Genomic DNA, 15,634 nt, shown 5'->3' on the forward strand with positions numbered 1-15,634 from the left:
ATTTTGCTGTAAAAATGTGTTAACAACCAATAAAACAATAGCTCAAACCATTAAAAAAAGAACAATATGAAACGTAATGCAACAGCCGTTTGGAATGGCACCATCAAAGAAGGAAAAGGTACTTTAACCACTGACAGTACTGTGTTGAACGAAACTCAATATTCATTCGCCAGTCGTTTTGCTGATGGCATCGGTACCAATCCTGAAGAATTAATGGCAGCTGCCCATGCTGGCTGTTTTACCATGAAACTGAGCCTTGACCTTACGGAAGCCGGTTTTAACCCTACTTCCCTGGAAACTAAAGCAACAATCACTTTAGATACAAACACAGGAACGATCACTACATCCAACCTGGTTCTGAAAGCAAGTATTCCTGATATCACAGAAGAGCAGTTTAAAGAAATCACTGCAGGTGCCAAAGCTAACTGTCCTGTAAGTAAAGCTTACAACCTGGACATCACTTTAGATGCAACTTTGGTATAAACCATGGTAAGCTACCGGTATAAACCCGGCAGCATCTTCTAGAAAAAAAGGCATATCTTATCCCGGCCTTCGTTGTTTTGCCTGCAAAATTATGCCGCCGGGATAAGATATGCCTTATTTTTATAGATCTTTTGCGGTTACTTCATTGCAGCAATATCCCTGATCACCTGATCCAGCTCTTTCGCACTCTCATTGATCATACCGATAATATCCCCCAGTTCCGGCGTGATATCCATTGATTCCAGCAGATTACTTAATCCCATGATATTGGCCAGTGGTTTTCTTACTACGTGCGACTGTATATAATTGATTTCAGCCAGATTATACTGCGTTTTAGTCAGTGACTCCTTAGTATCCTTCAGTTCAGAGCTGTTCAGCACCAGTTCAGTGATATCATGCCCGATGCAAAACATTCCTCCTGGCAGATCATTTTTGTCAAAAATTGCCTTATACTCCCATTTTGTAGTCACATAGCCGCCATCGCCGTCATGTTTTCTTATAACGGCAGGAAATACCTTACCGGGATTCATAAAGGCCTGCTCAGAAACTGACTGACAGATTTTGGTATCCTCGGGATGCATAGTTACCGAATAGTGCTGCCCGACAAGGTTACCATGTACATTGTTAAAGATTTTTTGATACCTCTTGTTGACATAGGAATAGTTACTGTCCATCCCTACGCTGATCAAATAATACATCGTAGAATCATCAAGTATCTGCTTTATTTCTTCAAAATCTGGCATAAAACGAATTGAGATATAATATTGGCAATCTGTAATACACAATTAACATAAAATTGTTTGCGCAGCAGGTAATACAGTAGTTCTTTTGAGGAATCCGGGAATTATTCTTTAGGCTGATAGACAATATTTCTAACTACAAGGAACACCACAAAGAGGGCAAGCAGCACGATCATAATTTCGGGGGTGCCGACATTTACGCCGCCTACCATAAAAAGGAATATACTCATAGGTTTTTGTTTTTTGCGGGCAGATGAAGCCCTTTGGAGCTGAATATATCGATTTAATAAGAAAGCCACTGTTATATTTTAATCTTTAACCAAACAATACGGGCTTTCATTCCTTTTTACAGTATAGATTTCTAAAGAAGTAAATTATGGACAGATTAGTAATAGAATCAATATTAGCCGATGTTGATGAAATATATTTATCAAATGACAGTGAAAAGCCGGAGTTAAACCCTTCAATTATACTGGGGTTTAAGGCGGGCAATGCTGATCAGATCATCAATGCATTTGATGCTTTGAAGAGCGTAACACATGAAAAAAATGTGGAGCTGATCATTTGCAGAACACTGGTTTCGGGTATATACGATCTTGAAATCAAAACAGAGGCCCTGGATGAGCCGGTAAGGATTCTGAATAAAGTGATTTCTGCCGAGCTGCTGGCAAAAATAGAAGATCAGCTGCACCAAAGCAAAAAGATCGTCCTGGGTACCAACGTATCCGAAGAAGAAAACTGGATCGTGGTAAACCAGGCCCAGGTAAAAGAATGCGCAGTGAAGGAGAACTAAGAGATAAAATGCAGGGTTTGATAACTTATCAGGCCCTGCTCATTTGGTCGGCAGATGTTATTGCATAAAAAAAGCCCCAACGGAGCTTCTGAATGGATTTTGCATCTCTAAAAAGAGAAATCATCGTTGTGGCCTTTACCACTTCCCTCATGATTTTCAGAATATTCGTAGCGCTTTTCAACTACATCCTGATGCGTTTTGATATAATCCACAGTTTCGTTTAAACCTTCAGCAAACTTTTCAAAGTCCTCTTTATACAGGAAGATTTTATGTTTTACAAATACACCGTCTTCCAGTCTTTTCTTGCTTTCAGTGAGGGTTAAATAGTAGTCGCCTGAACGAGTAGCTTTAACGTCGAAAAAATATGTTCTTTTACCGGCCCTTACTTTTTTAGAAAAAACCTCTTCTCTCTCTTTGTTGTCAAATTCTCCCATGTTTGGTATTACTGTTGGTTTTGGTTCGGGTAAATATAAACTATTAATCAGTAAAGATCAAAATAGAAATTAAAGAGATTTATTTTCTTCTTCCAATAACTGGTTCAGAAACATTTCTTCATAGATACCATGGAGCTGAATCAATTCGTCATGAGTACCCTGTTCTGCGATCCTGCCTTCTTCGAGTACGATAATTTTATCAGCTTTTTTGATGGTGGAAATCCTGTGCGCGATCAATATGCTCGTCTTTCCTTTCATGACATTTCCGAGGTTGTTCAGGATTTCTTCTTCCGTTCTGGTATCTACGGCCGAGAGGCAGTCATCGAAGATCAGGATTTTGGGTTCCTTAATCAGTGCCCTGGCAATGGATACCCGCTGTTTCTGCCCGCCTGAAAGTGTGATACCCCTTTCACCCAGCATCGTGTCAAACTGCAGTTCAAAGTCCATGATGTTATGGTATACCGCTGCATTTCTGGCCGCAGTTTCGATTTCATCATTGCTCACCTTATCCAAACCAAATGCAATATTGTTCCGGATGTTATCTGAAAAGAGAAAAACTTCCTGTGGCACAAAACCTACCTGGTTCCTGAATGAATTCAGGTTGATCTGCGGGAGCGGCTGTCCGTCAATAGAAATCTGGCCCGAATCGGCATCGTACATCCGCATAATCAGATTTGCCAGTGTGGATTTTCCTGATCCTGTCCGTCCAATGACAGCTACAAACTGTCCTGCTTCAATCGTAAAAGATATATCTTTCAGCGCCTCAATACCGGTATCCTGATAACTGAAGTTCACATTTTCAAAAGTGATATTGCCGCTAAGTTCTCCGGGGGCATTGTTGCCCGATAGGATATCCGGCTGAAGTTCGAGAAATTCGTTGATCCTTTTCTGGGATGCTGCCGCCCGCTGGATCAATGTGGTTACCCAGCCCAGCATAGTCACCGGGAAAGTAAGCTGATTCACATAGACGATAAACTCTGCGATATTACCTGCAGTGATAGAACCGTCCAGTACCTGCTCTCCACCGATATATACGGTAAGGATTGTACTTAAGCCCACAAGTAACAGCATGGTAGGATAGAATAGTGCCTGTACGCGGACAAGGCTCATTGCATTGGTTTTGTATCCGTCACTTTCTCCGGCAAATATCTGGCGGGTATAATCTTCACGTACATAAGATTTGATTACCCTGATCCCTGAAAAACGTTCCTGCACAAAGCTGGACAGGCGGGAAAGCTGTTCCTGGATCTGCTCGCTCTTGTGGTTGATCTGTGTGTTTACATAATAGATAATAATGACAAGCACCGGCAGGGGCAGCAGACAGAACGTAGCGAGCCGGGGATTGACAGAATACATGGAAGTAACAATCAATATAAATAAGACTAACGTATTGATGGCATACATGATCGCCGGGCCTACATACATCCTTACCCTGTTAACATCTTCGGTAGCCCTGTTCATCAGGTCGCCCGTATTGTTTCTGCGGTAAAAACCAAGGCTCAGTTCCTGGTAATGCGCATAAATCTCATTCTTCATGTCGTACTCAATGTGCCTGGACATCAGGATAAGTGTCTGCCGCATGAAAAAAAGGAATAAACCACGTACCAGATAAAGCAGCAGCACCAGCGTACCAAAGTAAAACAGGCTGTAGCTGAAAATATCATAAATGAGCTGCTGTCTTTCAAAACCATTGAACAGGCCATAGATCTGGATGTTCTCCGTGATGAGGTTAAAGGCATGCCCGATAACCTGTGCAGGAATGACCCCGAATATGTTGGAAATGATGACAAAAAACACCCCTGGCACGATCCACCATTTATATTTATAGAAGTATTTATTGAGAAAAAGAAGGTGCTTCATGGTGGGGTAAAGTTAGCCAATTGAGGAGGATTTTTTAAAACTGTTTAGTTAAAACAATGTAATTAAACTTTTTTATCCTTAGTTTTGCAGACTGTTTGATAAACGAAATCATATGTCTGCTAAGAGTTCTGTGGTTACCTCAATTTTAGATCAGTTAAGCGCATTAGGGCATAAAAAAGTGGTCTATTGCAGCGATCCTGATACAGGTTTGAAGGCTATTATAGCTGTACATGATACTACGCTCGGCCCTGCTTTGGGCGGTACCCGCATGTGGAATTACGCAACAGAAACAGAAGCACTTGAAGATGTGCTGCGCTTATCCAGAAGCATGACCTACAAAGCAGCGATCACAGGCTTAAACCTGGGTGGCGGCAAGGCCGTAATCATTGGCGATTCAAGAAAAGGAAAGTCGGAGGCAATGATGCGCAGTTTCGGACGTTTTATTAAAAATCTTAACGGTGAGTTTATCACTGCTGAAGATGTAGGTACAACGACGAGGGATATGGAATATATCAGCATGGAAACTACGCATGTAACCGGGGTTCCGGAGTCAATTGGCGGTATGGGCGATCCATCCCCGACTACGGCAAAAGGTATATTCCTGGGAATGAAAGCATGCGTAAAAGAGGTCTTTGGTACAGATACGCTTGCTGGCCGGTCTGTAGTAGTGCAGGGGATAGGCAATGCAGGTGAACACCTGGTGGAATTACTGAGACAGGAAAATGTGGAGGTATTTATCAGTGATATCAACGAGGAGCGTCTGCATCAGGTGGCACGCAAGTACAAGGCGAAACCTGTGGATGCAGATAAGATCTTCGGACTGGATGTGGACATTTATGCTCCATGTGCTTTAGGTGCCACGGTGAATGACAAAACTATACCCAAAATGAAGTTTGCCATCATTGCGGGCTCTGCCAATAACCAGCTGGCAGACGAGCAGGTTCATGGTCAGCTCCTGCTGGAGAAGAACATTTTGTTTGCTCCTGACTACCTGATCAATGCCGGCGGACTGATCAACTGTTACTCTGAACTGACGGGCTACGGAAAAAAACGTACCATGCAGCTCACGGAAAATATTTATGACGCTACACGCAATGTAATCAGGATGTCCAAATCAGATAATATACCTACCATCCTGGCGGCAAACAGGATCGTTGAAAAAAGAATAAGCGATATAAAGAAAATAAAATCATCATTTTAATAACCGGTAAATTACCAACTCGTTCTTACATTCATGTTAAATAGAAGGCACTTAAGAATTAAAGCTCTGCAAAACATTTTTGCATGGCAAATGACTGAAAAAAAGGATCTCAATTCTGCGAAGAAAGAATTGCTGCTCAGTATTGATAATGTATACGAAATGTATGTCAGGATGCTGGCACTGCTTTCGGAGATTACCGAATATACTGAGATCGATGCGATCGAAAGAGCAAACAAGCACTTTCCGACGGCGGACGACCTGAATCCAAACAAGAAACTACTGACCAACAGGTTTATCGTCCTGCTGCAGCAGAACCCCGAGTTCAAAGCGGCTGTAAACAAATACCAGATCAACTGGCATGCCGATCCTGAGTTTATCAAAACTATCTACAACAAACTGAAATCCACTCCGGAGTACACCGCTTATCTGAATGATGCAGATGACAGTCTGGAGGGATCAAAAGAGATCATTAAATTTATTTTCAGGAAGATCATTCTGAAAAGCCAGAACATTATCCAGGCTTTTGAAGATAAGTTTATCAACTGGTCGGTAGATAAGGAAGTAATGCAGGGAATGGTAGCGAAAACGCTGAAAAACTTTACCTCGGAAGATCCATTTAAAAACAAGCTGACACCTATCAGTGCCGACTGGAAAGAGGATGGCAAGTTTGTGGAAGATCTGTTTGTATATACGCTGAAAAACAACAATGAGTACCAGGCGCTGATCGCAGAACGTACCAAGAACTGGGAGTCTGAAAGGATTGCCCTGATGGATACCATCCTGATGAAAATGGCCATCTGCGAACTGATGAATTTCCCCTCGATCCCTGTGAAAGTAACTATAAACGAATACCTTGACCTGTCCAAAGATTACAGTACACCGAAAAGTAATTCGTTTATTAACGGTATATTGGACAAAATTTTGAGCGACCTGAAACGTACAAACAGTATCAAAAAAGTAGGCCGCGGATTAATAGAAGAATAATATGAAGAAATTTTTTGTACTGGCCCTGGCTGCGGCATCGTTTACGGCCTGCCAGCAATCAAAATCATCAGTAGGTGCTGACAGCACGGTTACAACAACCAGGACTGTTGTTGCGCCGGAAAACGCCCCGGTCATCAGCTTTGAAAGCGGGATGTATAACTTTGGTAAAATCAGCCAGGGTGAAAAGGTAAACCACGAGTTTAAGTTTAAAAACACAGGAAAAAGTCCGCTCATCATTGCCAATGCCACGGCTACCTGTGGCTGTACTACGCCTGATATTCCTAAGGCACCGATTAAGCCCGGCGATTCTGGAGTGATCAAGGTCGTTTTTAACAGTACAGGTAAAATGGGTATGCAGGACAAAATTGTAACCATTACCTCCAATGCCAACCCGGAAACCACAGAGGTGCACCTGATTGGTGAGGTACAGGAAATACCTGCTAAATAATTAATAATAACACACACAAACAAATATGACATCTACAGTAATTTTACAAGCAGCCGGCGGAAGCAGTATGTTGAGTACATTGGTTCCAATGGTGCTGATCATGGTAGTTTTTTACTTCTTCATGATCAGGCCACAGGTTAAAAAAGCAAAAGATCACAAGAAATTGGTTGCCGACCTGAAAAAAGGGGATAAGATCGTTACTACTGCTGGTATCCACGGTAAGATTGTTGACATGAACGAGCTGACTTTCCTGATTGAAGTTGAAGGCGGTACAAAGATCCGTTTCGATAAAAGTGCAATTTCTCTGGATGCCACAAAAGCAACTACAGAACTGCCTAAAGCGTAATGTATTAATTTACACCTGAAGCCGCTCCTTTCCCTGGTGCGGCTTTTTTGTTTTATTAAATTTGTTTACTTTACAGCCATGCCTTTTATAAGACTTACAAAGATAGAGCGAAAGCGCGTTTTGGTATTGATCACCTGCGTATTGCTGGCGATCGCAGGATGGCTGTTCCTGGCATTGAACAACAAATACGTTTATACCGCCAAAACTGTACTGGTATACAAGAACTTCCCCCAAAAAAAAGCATTTCACCCGCTGCAGTCAGATACCGTAGATCTCCTTGTTGAAGGAACCGGATGGCAGCTCCTCTTTGCCAGGCTCCGCGTCAGTCCCCCATCCATAAATATCAGCCTCGATAAACTGAACAACAGAAATTACATCCTCTTTTCAGAACAGTTATACAGTGTGAACAGTCAGCTGGAAACTTCGCAGAAAATCATATCAGTCCGTCCGGATACACTCTATTTCGATTTCTCTAAAAGAACCGTAAAAAGGGTTCCCGTAAAGCTGGTTTCCAGTTTAACTTTTGCCAGGCAGTTTGGTATCTCTGATGATATAGAATTTACACCGGATTATGTCACCGTATCCGGGCCGCAGGAAGAGCTGGAGAAGATCAGGGAATGGAAAACTGACACTTTGAAAATGCGTGATGTTCAGCGGGCTTCTGTTGCCCGGGTAGCGATGCGGCCCAACCTGCAGAAAAACGTCAATATCTTTCCCTCTACCATAGAGGTGAAGCTGCCGGTAGATGAGTTCACAGAGAAAACACTGGAGATACCGCTGAAGATTTTAAATAATACAGAATACTACAATGTGAAGCTTTATCCCAAAAAGGTCAAGATCACTTTTATGGTGGCACTATCCAGTTACCAGCAGGTGAACGAAGATTTTATTGAAGCATCGGTTGATCTCAACGAATGGAAATTACAGAAACACCATCAGCTCAGTATCAAACTGACCCGTTTCCCTGATTATTGCAAAAAGGTAAAACTGGTTCCGGAGAAGGTCGACTTTATAATTGAAAAGCAATGATGAAGATTGGTATTACTGGTGGTATAGGTAGCGGAAAAAGTACTGTCTGCAGGATATTTGAGCATTTGGGAATTCCTGTTTTTTATGCTGACACCGTAGCAAAAGAAATCATGGTGAGCGATCCGCTGCTCATTGCCGGGCTGAAAGCGGCCTTTGGAGAGGAGAGTTATGACCAGGCCGGCAGGCTCAATAATAAACATATAGCCAGGATAGTTTTCAATAACAATACTGAACTTGCTAAACTCAACGCATTGGTTCATCCCGCTGTTTTCAGGGCTTTTGACAGCTGGCTGGCGCGCGTTTCCGGCAATGCCCCATATATCCTGAAAGAAGCTGCGTTATTGTTTGAGAGTGGTTCTTATAAATCCTGTGATCATAATATAGTAGTTACTGCAGCTGTCGCTGCCCGTTTGAAATGGGTAATGCAAAGGGACGGCTCAACTGAAGAACAGGTGAGGGCAAGGATGAACAAACAACTGACCGACGAAGAAAAAGTGAAAATGGCAGATTTCCTGATCAGGAACGACGAAAGTCAGTCGCTGATACTGCAAGTCATGGAACTGCACAATCGATTTACAAAAATTACAGAATAGATGATATTAGATGATTTCCTGGTGCCAACTAAAATTGGGCTGTTTTGCGCATATGGCAGTTTTTACCTGGATCCAAAGGAAATAGTGAAGGATGCTGTGGTCTCACATGCACACGGAGACCATGCCGTAAGTGGTAATATTAATGTGTATTGCACAGAGGCAACCTCTTTGTTTATGAAACAGCGCTACAAGAAGTTCGCCGCCGGCGAATTTCATGTGCATGCTTTCCATCAACCTTTTGTGCTGAATGGGGTGACGATCAGTTTTGTACCTGCCGGGCATATGCTTGGCTCCGCCCTGGTACTTATGGAATATAAGGGAGTAAGGTACCTGTATACCGGTGATTATAAACTGCAGCCTGATGATACCTGCGAACCGATAGAGTTTGTACAGGCCGATGTGCTGATTACGGAAACAACTTTTGCCAATCCCGATACCAGCCACCCCGACGCGGAAGACGAAATCCGCAAACTGAACTCAACACAAAGCAATATTATGCTGGGAGCTTATGCACTGGGCAAGAGCCAGCGCCTGATCCGCCTGATCAGTGACCATTGTCCGGAAAAAAGGATACTTGTACACCATAGTATACTGCCTTTCGTTAAGGTATATGAGTCGCTGGGGATCAATATGGGGAAATATGAGGTATATGACCGTAAAGTCATGAAAAACAATTTAACAAACATGATTTATCTTGTTCCCCCATTGGTTTACCGGAGCTATATCAAGGCTGTAAATGTAATCAGGGTTTTTGCAACGGGTTGGAAACATTTACAAAACAATAATGAATTACAATTGTATATATCTGATCATGTTGACTGGAAAGATATTATTTTAACCATTGAACGGGTAAACCCCACACAGGTATGGACTACCCACGGGAGCGGGATTCAATTGAAGGAATATTTTCAAAACAATTTGGATGTTAAATTGCTTAACTGATGAAAAAAAATGCCGACTACTACTTCAATGAGGCTGGAATGATGGTGTTTACAGAAATATTTCACCTTAAAAGGGGATATTGCTGTAAGAACAAATGCCTACATTGCCCCTGGAAATATGGTAAGGTAAAAAATAACGATAGTCAGAAGAAAAGTAATTGATAACCATTAGATAACTTACGTAATGTTGAAAGAAACCAAAGCTCCCCGTTTTGAAAGCGCTTATCATGAGGCAATTGTGAACGTGTCCTACACACATAACTGGTGTAACGATAAAGTTAAGCAAGCTGTGTCGCCATACGATATTACCTCTCAGCAGTTTAATGTTTTAAGGATCCTCCGCGGTCAGTTCCCCAATCCGTCAACTATCAACTTTGTTAAGTCAAGGATGCTTGATAAGATGTGTGACGCCTCAAGGATTGTTGACCGCCTGGTGCATAAAGATCTGGTCATAAAAAATGTCAGTAATTATGATAAAAGGGCGGTAGATATCCTTATCAATGATAAAGGACTGAACCTGTTAAAGAAAATAGATGGAGAGGTAAGCCTGTCGGGCATTCTTTCGCCGAACATCTCGGAGGAAGAAGCAGAACAGCTGATCGCACTGCTGGATAAAGCGAGGGGGAAATTCTGATTTCCCTCTTTTAATGCCCGCCAAGGTAAAAACCAATCAGTGCAATGCTGATCCCCAGCAGGACAGCAATCATCTTTCTTTTTGAGACTTTATGGTCCACACTCGATTCAAAAAGGATGGTAGTGGAGATATGGAGGAATATTCCAATGACTATACCCATCATTTTATTGAAGTATAGTTCTATGCCGCCAATACTTCCGTTGCTGATGCCATAGCTCAGTAAAAAGCCCATGGGAGCCATCATGGCAAAAATCAGCAGGTAGAATGCAATCCCCTTAAATTTAAAATTATTTTGCATCAGGATGCTCGATAAGGCAAAGGCTGCGGGGATATGATGCAGGGAAATTCCAAAGATCAGGGCGTTGTGCTGATCTGCCGCCAGTGGCATACCTTCAAGAAATGCGTGCAGGCATAAACTGATCATAATCCCGTAAGGAAAGGTATGTCCTTCGCCATGTTTGTGGATATGCCCGTGTTCAACACCTTCAGAAAACTGCTCCAGAAAAATCTGCAGCAGGAATCCGATCAGGATATAAATACCAATCTCTGCATGATCCGGCCCGCTGTAAGCCTCGGGTATAAGGTGCAATACAGTGATGGCAAACAAATATGCACCACTGAAAGAAAGGATGAGCTTCAGCAGCTGAGACTTATCGCTTTTAACCAAAAATATCGACAGCCCTCCCAGAAAAGCACAGAAGAAAAGTACAAGGAGTTTCCAGATTTCCATTATAATCCCGGTTGTAATTTTTTATAAAACACGGAGACCATAAGACCTACCGTAGTGCCCAGTGCTGCTCCTCCGATTGTATCCAGCGGATAATGCACCCCCACATAGATCTGTGCAAATGAAATCAGAAATGCCCAGGCCAGGCCCAGTGGTAAAACCGGCTTCCATTTCGGATAAAATACCATGATCAGGAATACTGCAATTCCAAAATGATTGGTGGCATGTGCAGAAGGAAAACTATAACCACTGCCGCACTGTACCCTGTGAATAATCTCACTGGCCAGGTTAATGTCGTTACAGGGACGCAGCCGCACAACAAATGGTTTAATCAGCTTTGAAGAGATAGTGTCTCCCAGGGCAAAGGTCAGTAAGATACCGCCAATGATATACCAGCCTCTCTTTTTATATTCCTTAAAGCAGAAGATGATAATGAACAGGTAGAGGGGCGACCAGAAAAAGCGGTTCCGTACCAAAGGCATCAGCCAGTCGAAAAAGCCATTGGAAAGGCCCCTGTTGATTTTTAAAAAAAGGGCTATATCAAAATTATATAGGCTCTCTATCATACTTTTTTGCAAACAAGGATTAACCGTTCAGATTTAACCGCGTCGTAGGGATCAAGATTGTAACTGCCGAATGTAGTGGTGATCTGCAATCCGCTTTTTTCGCACATGCGTTCGAAGTCTTCCAGTGTAAAAGCCTGTACGCGTTCTTCAAAAGCGAAGTGTTTGCTCTTATGTTCAAAATTTATGTGTTTGATGATCTTGCCCTCGGAAACAAACTTGTGTATGTCAAATTCGATACCCTCAACGGTCTTGGTTTCCCGCTGAGTGAGGTTCTTCAGGATCTTCTGCGTATTGAAATAATCAAGCACAAGCGTACCCTCATCTTTAATGCTCTTTCTGAATGACTTTAAAGCATTGACATGTTCTTTTTCTGTTTCGAAATAGCCGAAACTCGTGAAGAGGTTCATGGCAATATCATAGTAATTGATATAACCGAGCCTGCGCATATCGTGAACAAAAAAGTGCAGGTGTTTCTGCTCAAACTGGCGGGCATACTTGATGCTCTGTTCAGAAAGGTCTATCCCGGTAACATCAAATCCTTTCTTGTTCAGGTAAACGGAATGACGGCCGCGGCCGCAGGCTATATCAAGAATTCTTGAATGGAGCGCAGGTTTGAGGAATGCGGTGAGGTTATCTATGAGAAATTCGGCTTCTTCGTCGTTTCGCTGACTATATAAAATATGATAGTAGGGAGAGTTAAACCAGTACTGAAACCATTTACGCTGCATAAGATATTTTTATAAAGGGCAAATATAGCAAACAGGGCAGGATATTCAGTCAATTCGGTTTAATTGGTATTCATTCTTAATTTTTGTACTTTTGGAAAACAAAATTTACAGCACTTGACACTCATAAAATCTATCTCCGGAATCAGGGGAACTATAGGTGGAACTGCCGGAAACGGACTTACACCAATTGATATCGTGAAGTTTACTGCAGCCTATGGCTCATGGGTAATACGGAATACCGGCATCAAAAAAATCATCCTTGGCCGCGACGCACGGATTTCTGGAGAGATGGTCAATAATCTGGTTACAGGTACCTTACAGGGGCTGGGAATAGAGGTTGTGGATCTTGGTTTATCCACTACGCCTACTGTAGAAATCGCGGTTCCCATGGAGAAAGCCGGTGGCGGCATTATCCTGACAGCCAGTCACAATCCGAAACAATGGAATGCTTTAAAACTGCTCAATGAAAAGGGCGAGTTTATCGATGATGCCAATGGTAAGGAAGTGCTGGAGATAGCGGAGAAAGCCGAATTTGAATTTGCCGAGGTCAATGATCTCGGCAGGGTAACCTATGATGACAGCTATCTGCAGAAACATATTGAAGCTGTTCTGGCGCTGCCGCTGGTAGATGTGGAACTGATCAGGAAGGCTGATTTCAAAATAGTAATTGACTGCGTGAATTCCACAGGAGGGATCTTTATTCCGGCACTGCTGAAAGCACTGGGTGTGAAAACAGTTTATGAATTGTACTGTACTCCGGACGGAGAATTTCCGCATAACCCGGAACCGCTTCCTGAGAATCTTACAGAAATCTCTAAAGTTGTACAGGCTAAGCAAGCCGATCTCGGTATTGTGGTTGACCCTGATGTAGACCGCCTGTGTTTTGTGTCTGAAGACGGATCGATGTTTGGCGAGGAGTATACACTGGTAGCTGTTGCAGATTATGTACTGAAGAATACACCGGGTAATACTGTTTCTAACCTGTCATCAACACGTGCATTGAAAGATGTTACACTCAGAGCAGGTATGGAATACCATGCTGCAGCAGTTGGTGAAGTAAATGTGGTGAACCAGATGAAAGCTACAAATGCGGTTATTGGCGGTGAAGGAAATGGTGGTGTCATCTATCCTGAACTGCATTATGGCAGGGATGCCCTGGTAGGTATTGCGCTGTTCCTCACCCATCTTGCGAAGTTTGGTAAATCTGTTTCTTTGCTCAAAAGCAGCTACCCGACCTACCATATCTCAAAAAATAAAATCACGCTCACACCAGAGATGGATATTGATGCGTTATTGTTAAAGGTGCAGGAGAAATATAAAAATCAGCCCAACAGTACAATTGACGGGCTGAAAATTGAATTTGATAATGAATGGGTACATTTGCGCAGGTCAAACACTGAGCCGATCATCCGTATTTACAGCGAAGCTGAAAACGAAACGGTTGCCGAAGGCCTGGCGAATAAGATTATCTCAGACATTAAAGAAATACTAAAATTGAATTGATACAAATGAACAGAATCTATTTAGACAATGCTGCAACTACACCCCTGGATAAAGAGGTGATCGCTGAAATGGTTCATGTGATGGAAAACTATTATGGTAACCCATCCTCTATCCATGCGCAGGGCCGTGAGGTACGCACATTGCTCGAAAAAGCCAGGAAGACTGTGGCTGGTCTGTTAAATGCAGTACCGGCGGAGATTTTTTTTACTTCCGGTGGTACTGAAGCCGATAATATGGCTATCCGCTGCGGGATCGCGGCATTCGGTATTAAACATGCAATTACTTCCAGAATCGAACACCATGCGGTGGAGCATACGATGGACCAGTTACTGAAAGACGGTGTTATCGATAAGCTGAGCTATGTAAATATTGATGATAAAGGAACAATAGATTACGACCATCTGGAACAGCTGCTGAAAGAAAACCCGCGCTCTATGGTTTCGCTGATGCACGCCAATAATGAACTGGGCACGCTGACCGATGTGGAAAGGGTAGGGGATATCTGCGAAAAATATGATGCGATCTTTCATAGTGACACGGTTCAGACAATGGGTCATTATGTGCATGATGTGAGAAAGCTGAAAGCTCATTTTATTGTTTGTGCGGGCCACAAACTACACGGCCCGAAAGGGGTGGGATTCATCTACATCAATCATACTGTAAAAATTAACCCGCTTATTTATGGAGGCGCTCAGGAACGCAACATGCGTGGCGGTACCGAAAATATTTATGGTATTGTAGGACTGGCAAAAGCACTGGAACTGGCTTACGCTCATATGCAGGATCACCAGGATTATGTTCAGGGATTGAAAAGTTATATGAAAGACAAGTTGCTTGCCGAAGTGCCGGGCATCGGCTTTAATGGAGAAACAGCACCCGAAAAAAGTTTGTATACCGTTTTAAATGTATGTTTCCCCGAAATGGATATGTCTGATATGTTATTGTTTAACCTCGATATCAATGGCGTGTCAGCTTCGGGTGGCAGTGCCTGCTCCTCGGGCTCCAATATTGGGTCACATGTATTGACGGCTATAGGAGCTGATCCTAACAGGCCTTCTGTAAGGTTCTCATTCTGTAAGAACAATACCAGAGAAGAGATCGACTACGTAGTTGAAAAGGTAAAACAAATTGTAGAACAAAATATAGCTGTATAAAAACAGAAAGATATTTTTAGGAAGCCCTGATCATGGATCAGGGCTTTTTTTATGTACTGCGAAACGTGTTTAATGAATTGTGACAAACAATTTGATTTTTTTGCCTGTTGTACTTGTAATCTACTTATCTTTTACTAAAAACCAATGATTATGATTACTCCTGAAGAACACAACGAAGACGAAGAAAACAAAAAAACTGTATATAAAGAAACGACTACGGATGAGAATGATGAACTGAGCAATGGCGAAACATCGTCAAATTCAGGATCCGGTTCTACAGCGTTTTCACACACGCCTGAGAGAAAGAATAAACCACTGGGTTCCGGACATGAGCCGGGAGTAACACCAGGAAGGGATTTCTAAAAACAATAATATATCAATCAGAGGCTGTATAATATACAGCCTCTTTTTTTTTGTGTAAATATTCTGGTATTAATTTGTCTGGTAATAGATAGTCAGTTACATTAGAG

21 protein-coding genes are annotated in these 15,634 nt (G+C 42.5%); 14 read left to right on the forward strand and 7 right to left on the reverse strand.

Going from position 1 to position 15,634, the window contains the following annotated elements; genetic code table 11:
- The first annotated feature begins 66 nt into the window (after window positions 1–66).
- The gene (locus ABWY16_RS04745; RefSeq protein WP_353903505.1) at window positions 67–483 is read left to right on the forward strand and encodes an OsmC family protein; all 417 of its coding nucleotides are present in this window, start codon (window positions 67–69) and stop codon (window positions 481–483) included.
- A 137-nt stretch (window positions 484–620) separates the two neighbouring features.
- Here ABWY16_RS04745 and ABWY16_RS04750 read toward each other — a convergent pair whose 3' ends face one another.
- Entirely contained in the window at window positions 621–1,226 is a 606-nt protein-coding gene (locus ABWY16_RS04750) for a PAS domain S-box protein (RefSeq protein WP_353903506.1), read from the reverse strand.
- Window positions 1,227–1,327: 101 nt separating this feature from the next.
- Window positions 1,328–1,453 carry a hypothetical protein gene (locus ABWY16_RS04755; RefSeq protein WP_353903507.1) on the reverse strand — a complete coding sequence of 42 codons (126 nt, stop codon included), beginning with the start codon at window positions 1,451–1,453 and terminating at the stop codon, window positions 1,328–1,330.
- A 146-nt stretch (window positions 1,454–1,599) separates the two neighbouring features.
- On the opposite strand from ABWY16_RS04755, the gene ABWY16_RS04760 reads away from it, so the two are divergent.
- Complete coding sequence (locus ABWY16_RS04760; RefSeq protein WP_353903508.1) at window positions 1,600–2,016, forward strand: hypothetical protein; 417 nt, start codon at window positions 1,600–1,602, stop codon at window positions 2,014–2,016.
- A 107-nt stretch (window positions 2,017–2,123) separates the two neighbouring features.
- Here the strand turns inward: ABWY16_RS04760 and ABWY16_RS04765 are convergent, their stop codons facing one another.
- Both ABWY16_RS04765 and ABWY16_RS04770 read right to left on the reverse strand, forming a co-directional pair.
- Window positions 2,124–2,450 carry a DUF3276 family protein gene (locus ABWY16_RS04765; RefSeq protein ID WP_353903509.1) on the reverse strand — a complete coding sequence of 109 codons (327 nt, stop codon included), beginning with the start codon at window positions 2,448–2,450 and terminating at the stop codon, window positions 2,124–2,126.
- A 69-nt stretch (window positions 2,451–2,519) separates the two neighbouring features.
- Window positions 2,520–4,310 carry an ABC transporter ATP-binding protein gene (locus ABWY16_RS04770; protein ID WP_353903510.1) on the reverse strand — a complete coding sequence of 597 codons (1,791 nt, stop codon included), beginning with the start codon at window positions 4,308–4,310 and terminating at the stop codon, window positions 2,520–2,522.
- A gap of 112 nt (window positions 4,311–4,422) precedes the next feature.
- On the opposite strand from ABWY16_RS04770, the gene ABWY16_RS04775 reads away from it, so the two are divergent.
- From ABWY16_RS04775 to ABWY16_RS04815, 9 genes are all read left to right on the forward strand, one after another.
- Entirely contained in the window at window positions 4,423–5,511 is a 1,089-nt protein-coding gene (locus ABWY16_RS04775) for a Glu/Leu/Phe/Val family dehydrogenase (RefSeq protein WP_353903511.1), read from the forward strand.
- Between the two features lie 90 nt (window positions 5,512–5,601).
- Window positions 5,602–6,495 (forward strand): transcription antitermination factor NusB, encoded by an 894-nt coding sequence (nusB, locus tag ABWY16_RS04780; protein ID WP_353903512.1) that lies wholly within the window; start codon window positions 5,602–5,604, stop codon window positions 6,493–6,495.
- A 1-nt stretch (window position 6,496) separates the two neighbouring features.
- Window positions 6,497–6,943 carry a DUF1573 domain-containing protein gene (locus tag ABWY16_RS04785; RefSeq protein WP_353903513.1) on the forward strand — a complete coding sequence of 149 codons (447 nt, stop codon included), beginning with the start codon at window positions 6,497–6,499 and terminating at the stop codon, window positions 6,941–6,943.
- 25 nt (window positions 6,944–6,968) lie between these two features.
- On the forward strand, window positions 6,969–7,289 hold the full coding sequence (gene yajC / locus ABWY16_RS04790; protein WP_353903514.1) for a preprotein translocase subunit YajC: 321 nt from the start codon (window positions 6,969–6,971) through the stop codon (window positions 7,287–7,289).
- A 78-nt stretch (window positions 7,290–7,367) separates the two neighbouring features.
- Window positions 7,368–8,318, forward strand: a complete 951-nt coding sequence (locus ABWY16_RS04795; RefSeq protein WP_353903515.1) for a CdaR family protein — start codon at window positions 7,368–7,370, stop codon at window positions 8,316–8,318.
- Complete coding sequence (gene coaE / locus ABWY16_RS04800; RefSeq protein WP_353903516.1) at window positions 8,315–8,911, forward strand: dephospho-CoA kinase; 597 nt, start codon at window positions 8,315–8,317, stop codon at window positions 8,909–8,911. The genes ABWY16_RS04795 and coaE overlap by 4 nt, the downstream gene beginning before the upstream one ends.
- The gene (locus ABWY16_RS04805; RefSeq protein ID WP_353903517.1) at window positions 8,912–9,853 is read left to right on the forward strand and encodes an MBL fold metallo-hydrolase; all 942 of its coding nucleotides are present in this window, start codon (window positions 8,912–8,914) and stop codon (window positions 9,851–9,853) included.
- Complete coding sequence (locus ABWY16_RS04810) at window positions 9,853–10,014, forward strand: DUF5522 domain-containing protein (protein WP_353903518.1); 162 nt, start codon at window positions 9,853–9,855, stop codon at window positions 10,012–10,014. The genes ABWY16_RS04805 and ABWY16_RS04810 overlap by 1 nt, the downstream gene beginning before the upstream one ends.
- A gap of 22 nt (window positions 10,015–10,036) precedes the next feature.
- Window positions 10,037–10,486, forward strand: a complete 450-nt coding sequence (locus ABWY16_RS04815) for a MarR family winged helix-turn-helix transcriptional regulator (RefSeq protein ID WP_353903519.1) — start codon at window positions 10,037–10,039, stop codon at window positions 10,484–10,486.
- A 10-nt stretch (window positions 10,487–10,496) separates the two neighbouring features.
- On the opposite strand, the gene ABWY16_RS04820 is transcribed toward ABWY16_RS04815, so the two are convergent.
- From ABWY16_RS04820 to ABWY16_RS04830, 3 genes are read right to left on the reverse strand one after another with little or no spacing between them, the layout of a single operon-like run.
- Complete coding sequence (locus ABWY16_RS04820) at window positions 10,497–11,216, reverse strand: ZIP family metal transporter (RefSeq protein ID WP_353903520.1); 720 nt, start codon at window positions 11,214–11,216, stop codon at window positions 10,497–10,499.
- Window positions 11,216–11,779: a phosphatase PAP2 family protein gene (locus ABWY16_RS04825; RefSeq protein ID WP_353903521.1), complete on the reverse strand. Its 564-nt coding sequence runs from the start codon at window positions 11,777–11,779 to the stop codon at window positions 11,216–11,218. The genes ABWY16_RS04820 and ABWY16_RS04825 overlap by 1 nt, the downstream gene beginning before the upstream one ends.
- Complete coding sequence (locus ABWY16_RS04830) at window positions 11,776–12,507, reverse strand: class I SAM-dependent methyltransferase (RefSeq protein ID WP_353903522.1); 732 nt, start codon at window positions 12,505–12,507, stop codon at window positions 11,776–11,778. The genes ABWY16_RS04825 and ABWY16_RS04830 overlap by 4 nt, the downstream gene beginning before the upstream one ends.
- 114 nt (window positions 12,508–12,621) lie before the next feature.
- On the opposite strand from ABWY16_RS04830, the gene glmM reads away from it, so the two are divergent.
- The 3 genes from glmM to ABWY16_RS04845 all read left to right on the forward strand — a co-directional run bounded on the left by glmM (window position 12,622) and on the right by ABWY16_RS04845 (window position 15,527).
- Complete coding sequence (gene glmM / locus ABWY16_RS04835) at window positions 12,622–14,010, forward strand: phosphoglucosamine mutase (protein WP_353903523.1); 1,389 nt, start codon at window positions 12,622–12,624, stop codon at window positions 14,008–14,010.
- 5 nt (window positions 14,011–14,015) lie between these two features.
- Window positions 14,016–15,164: a cysteine desulfurase family protein gene (locus tag ABWY16_RS04840; RefSeq protein ID WP_353903524.1), complete on the forward strand. Its 1,149-nt coding sequence runs from the start codon at window positions 14,016–14,018 to the stop codon at window positions 15,162–15,164.
- Between the two features lie 150 nt (window positions 15,165–15,314).
- A complete protein-coding gene (locus ABWY16_RS04845; protein ID WP_353903525.1) occupies window positions 15,315–15,527 on the forward strand; it encodes a hypothetical protein in 213 nt (70 codons plus the stop codon).
- Window positions 15,528–15,634 lie beyond the last annotated feature (107 nt).

This window comes from Pedobacter sp. (assembly GCF_040513095.1).
Taxonomy (GTDB): Bacteria; Bacteroidota; Bacteroidia; order Sphingobacteriales; family Sphingobacteriaceae; genus Pedobacter.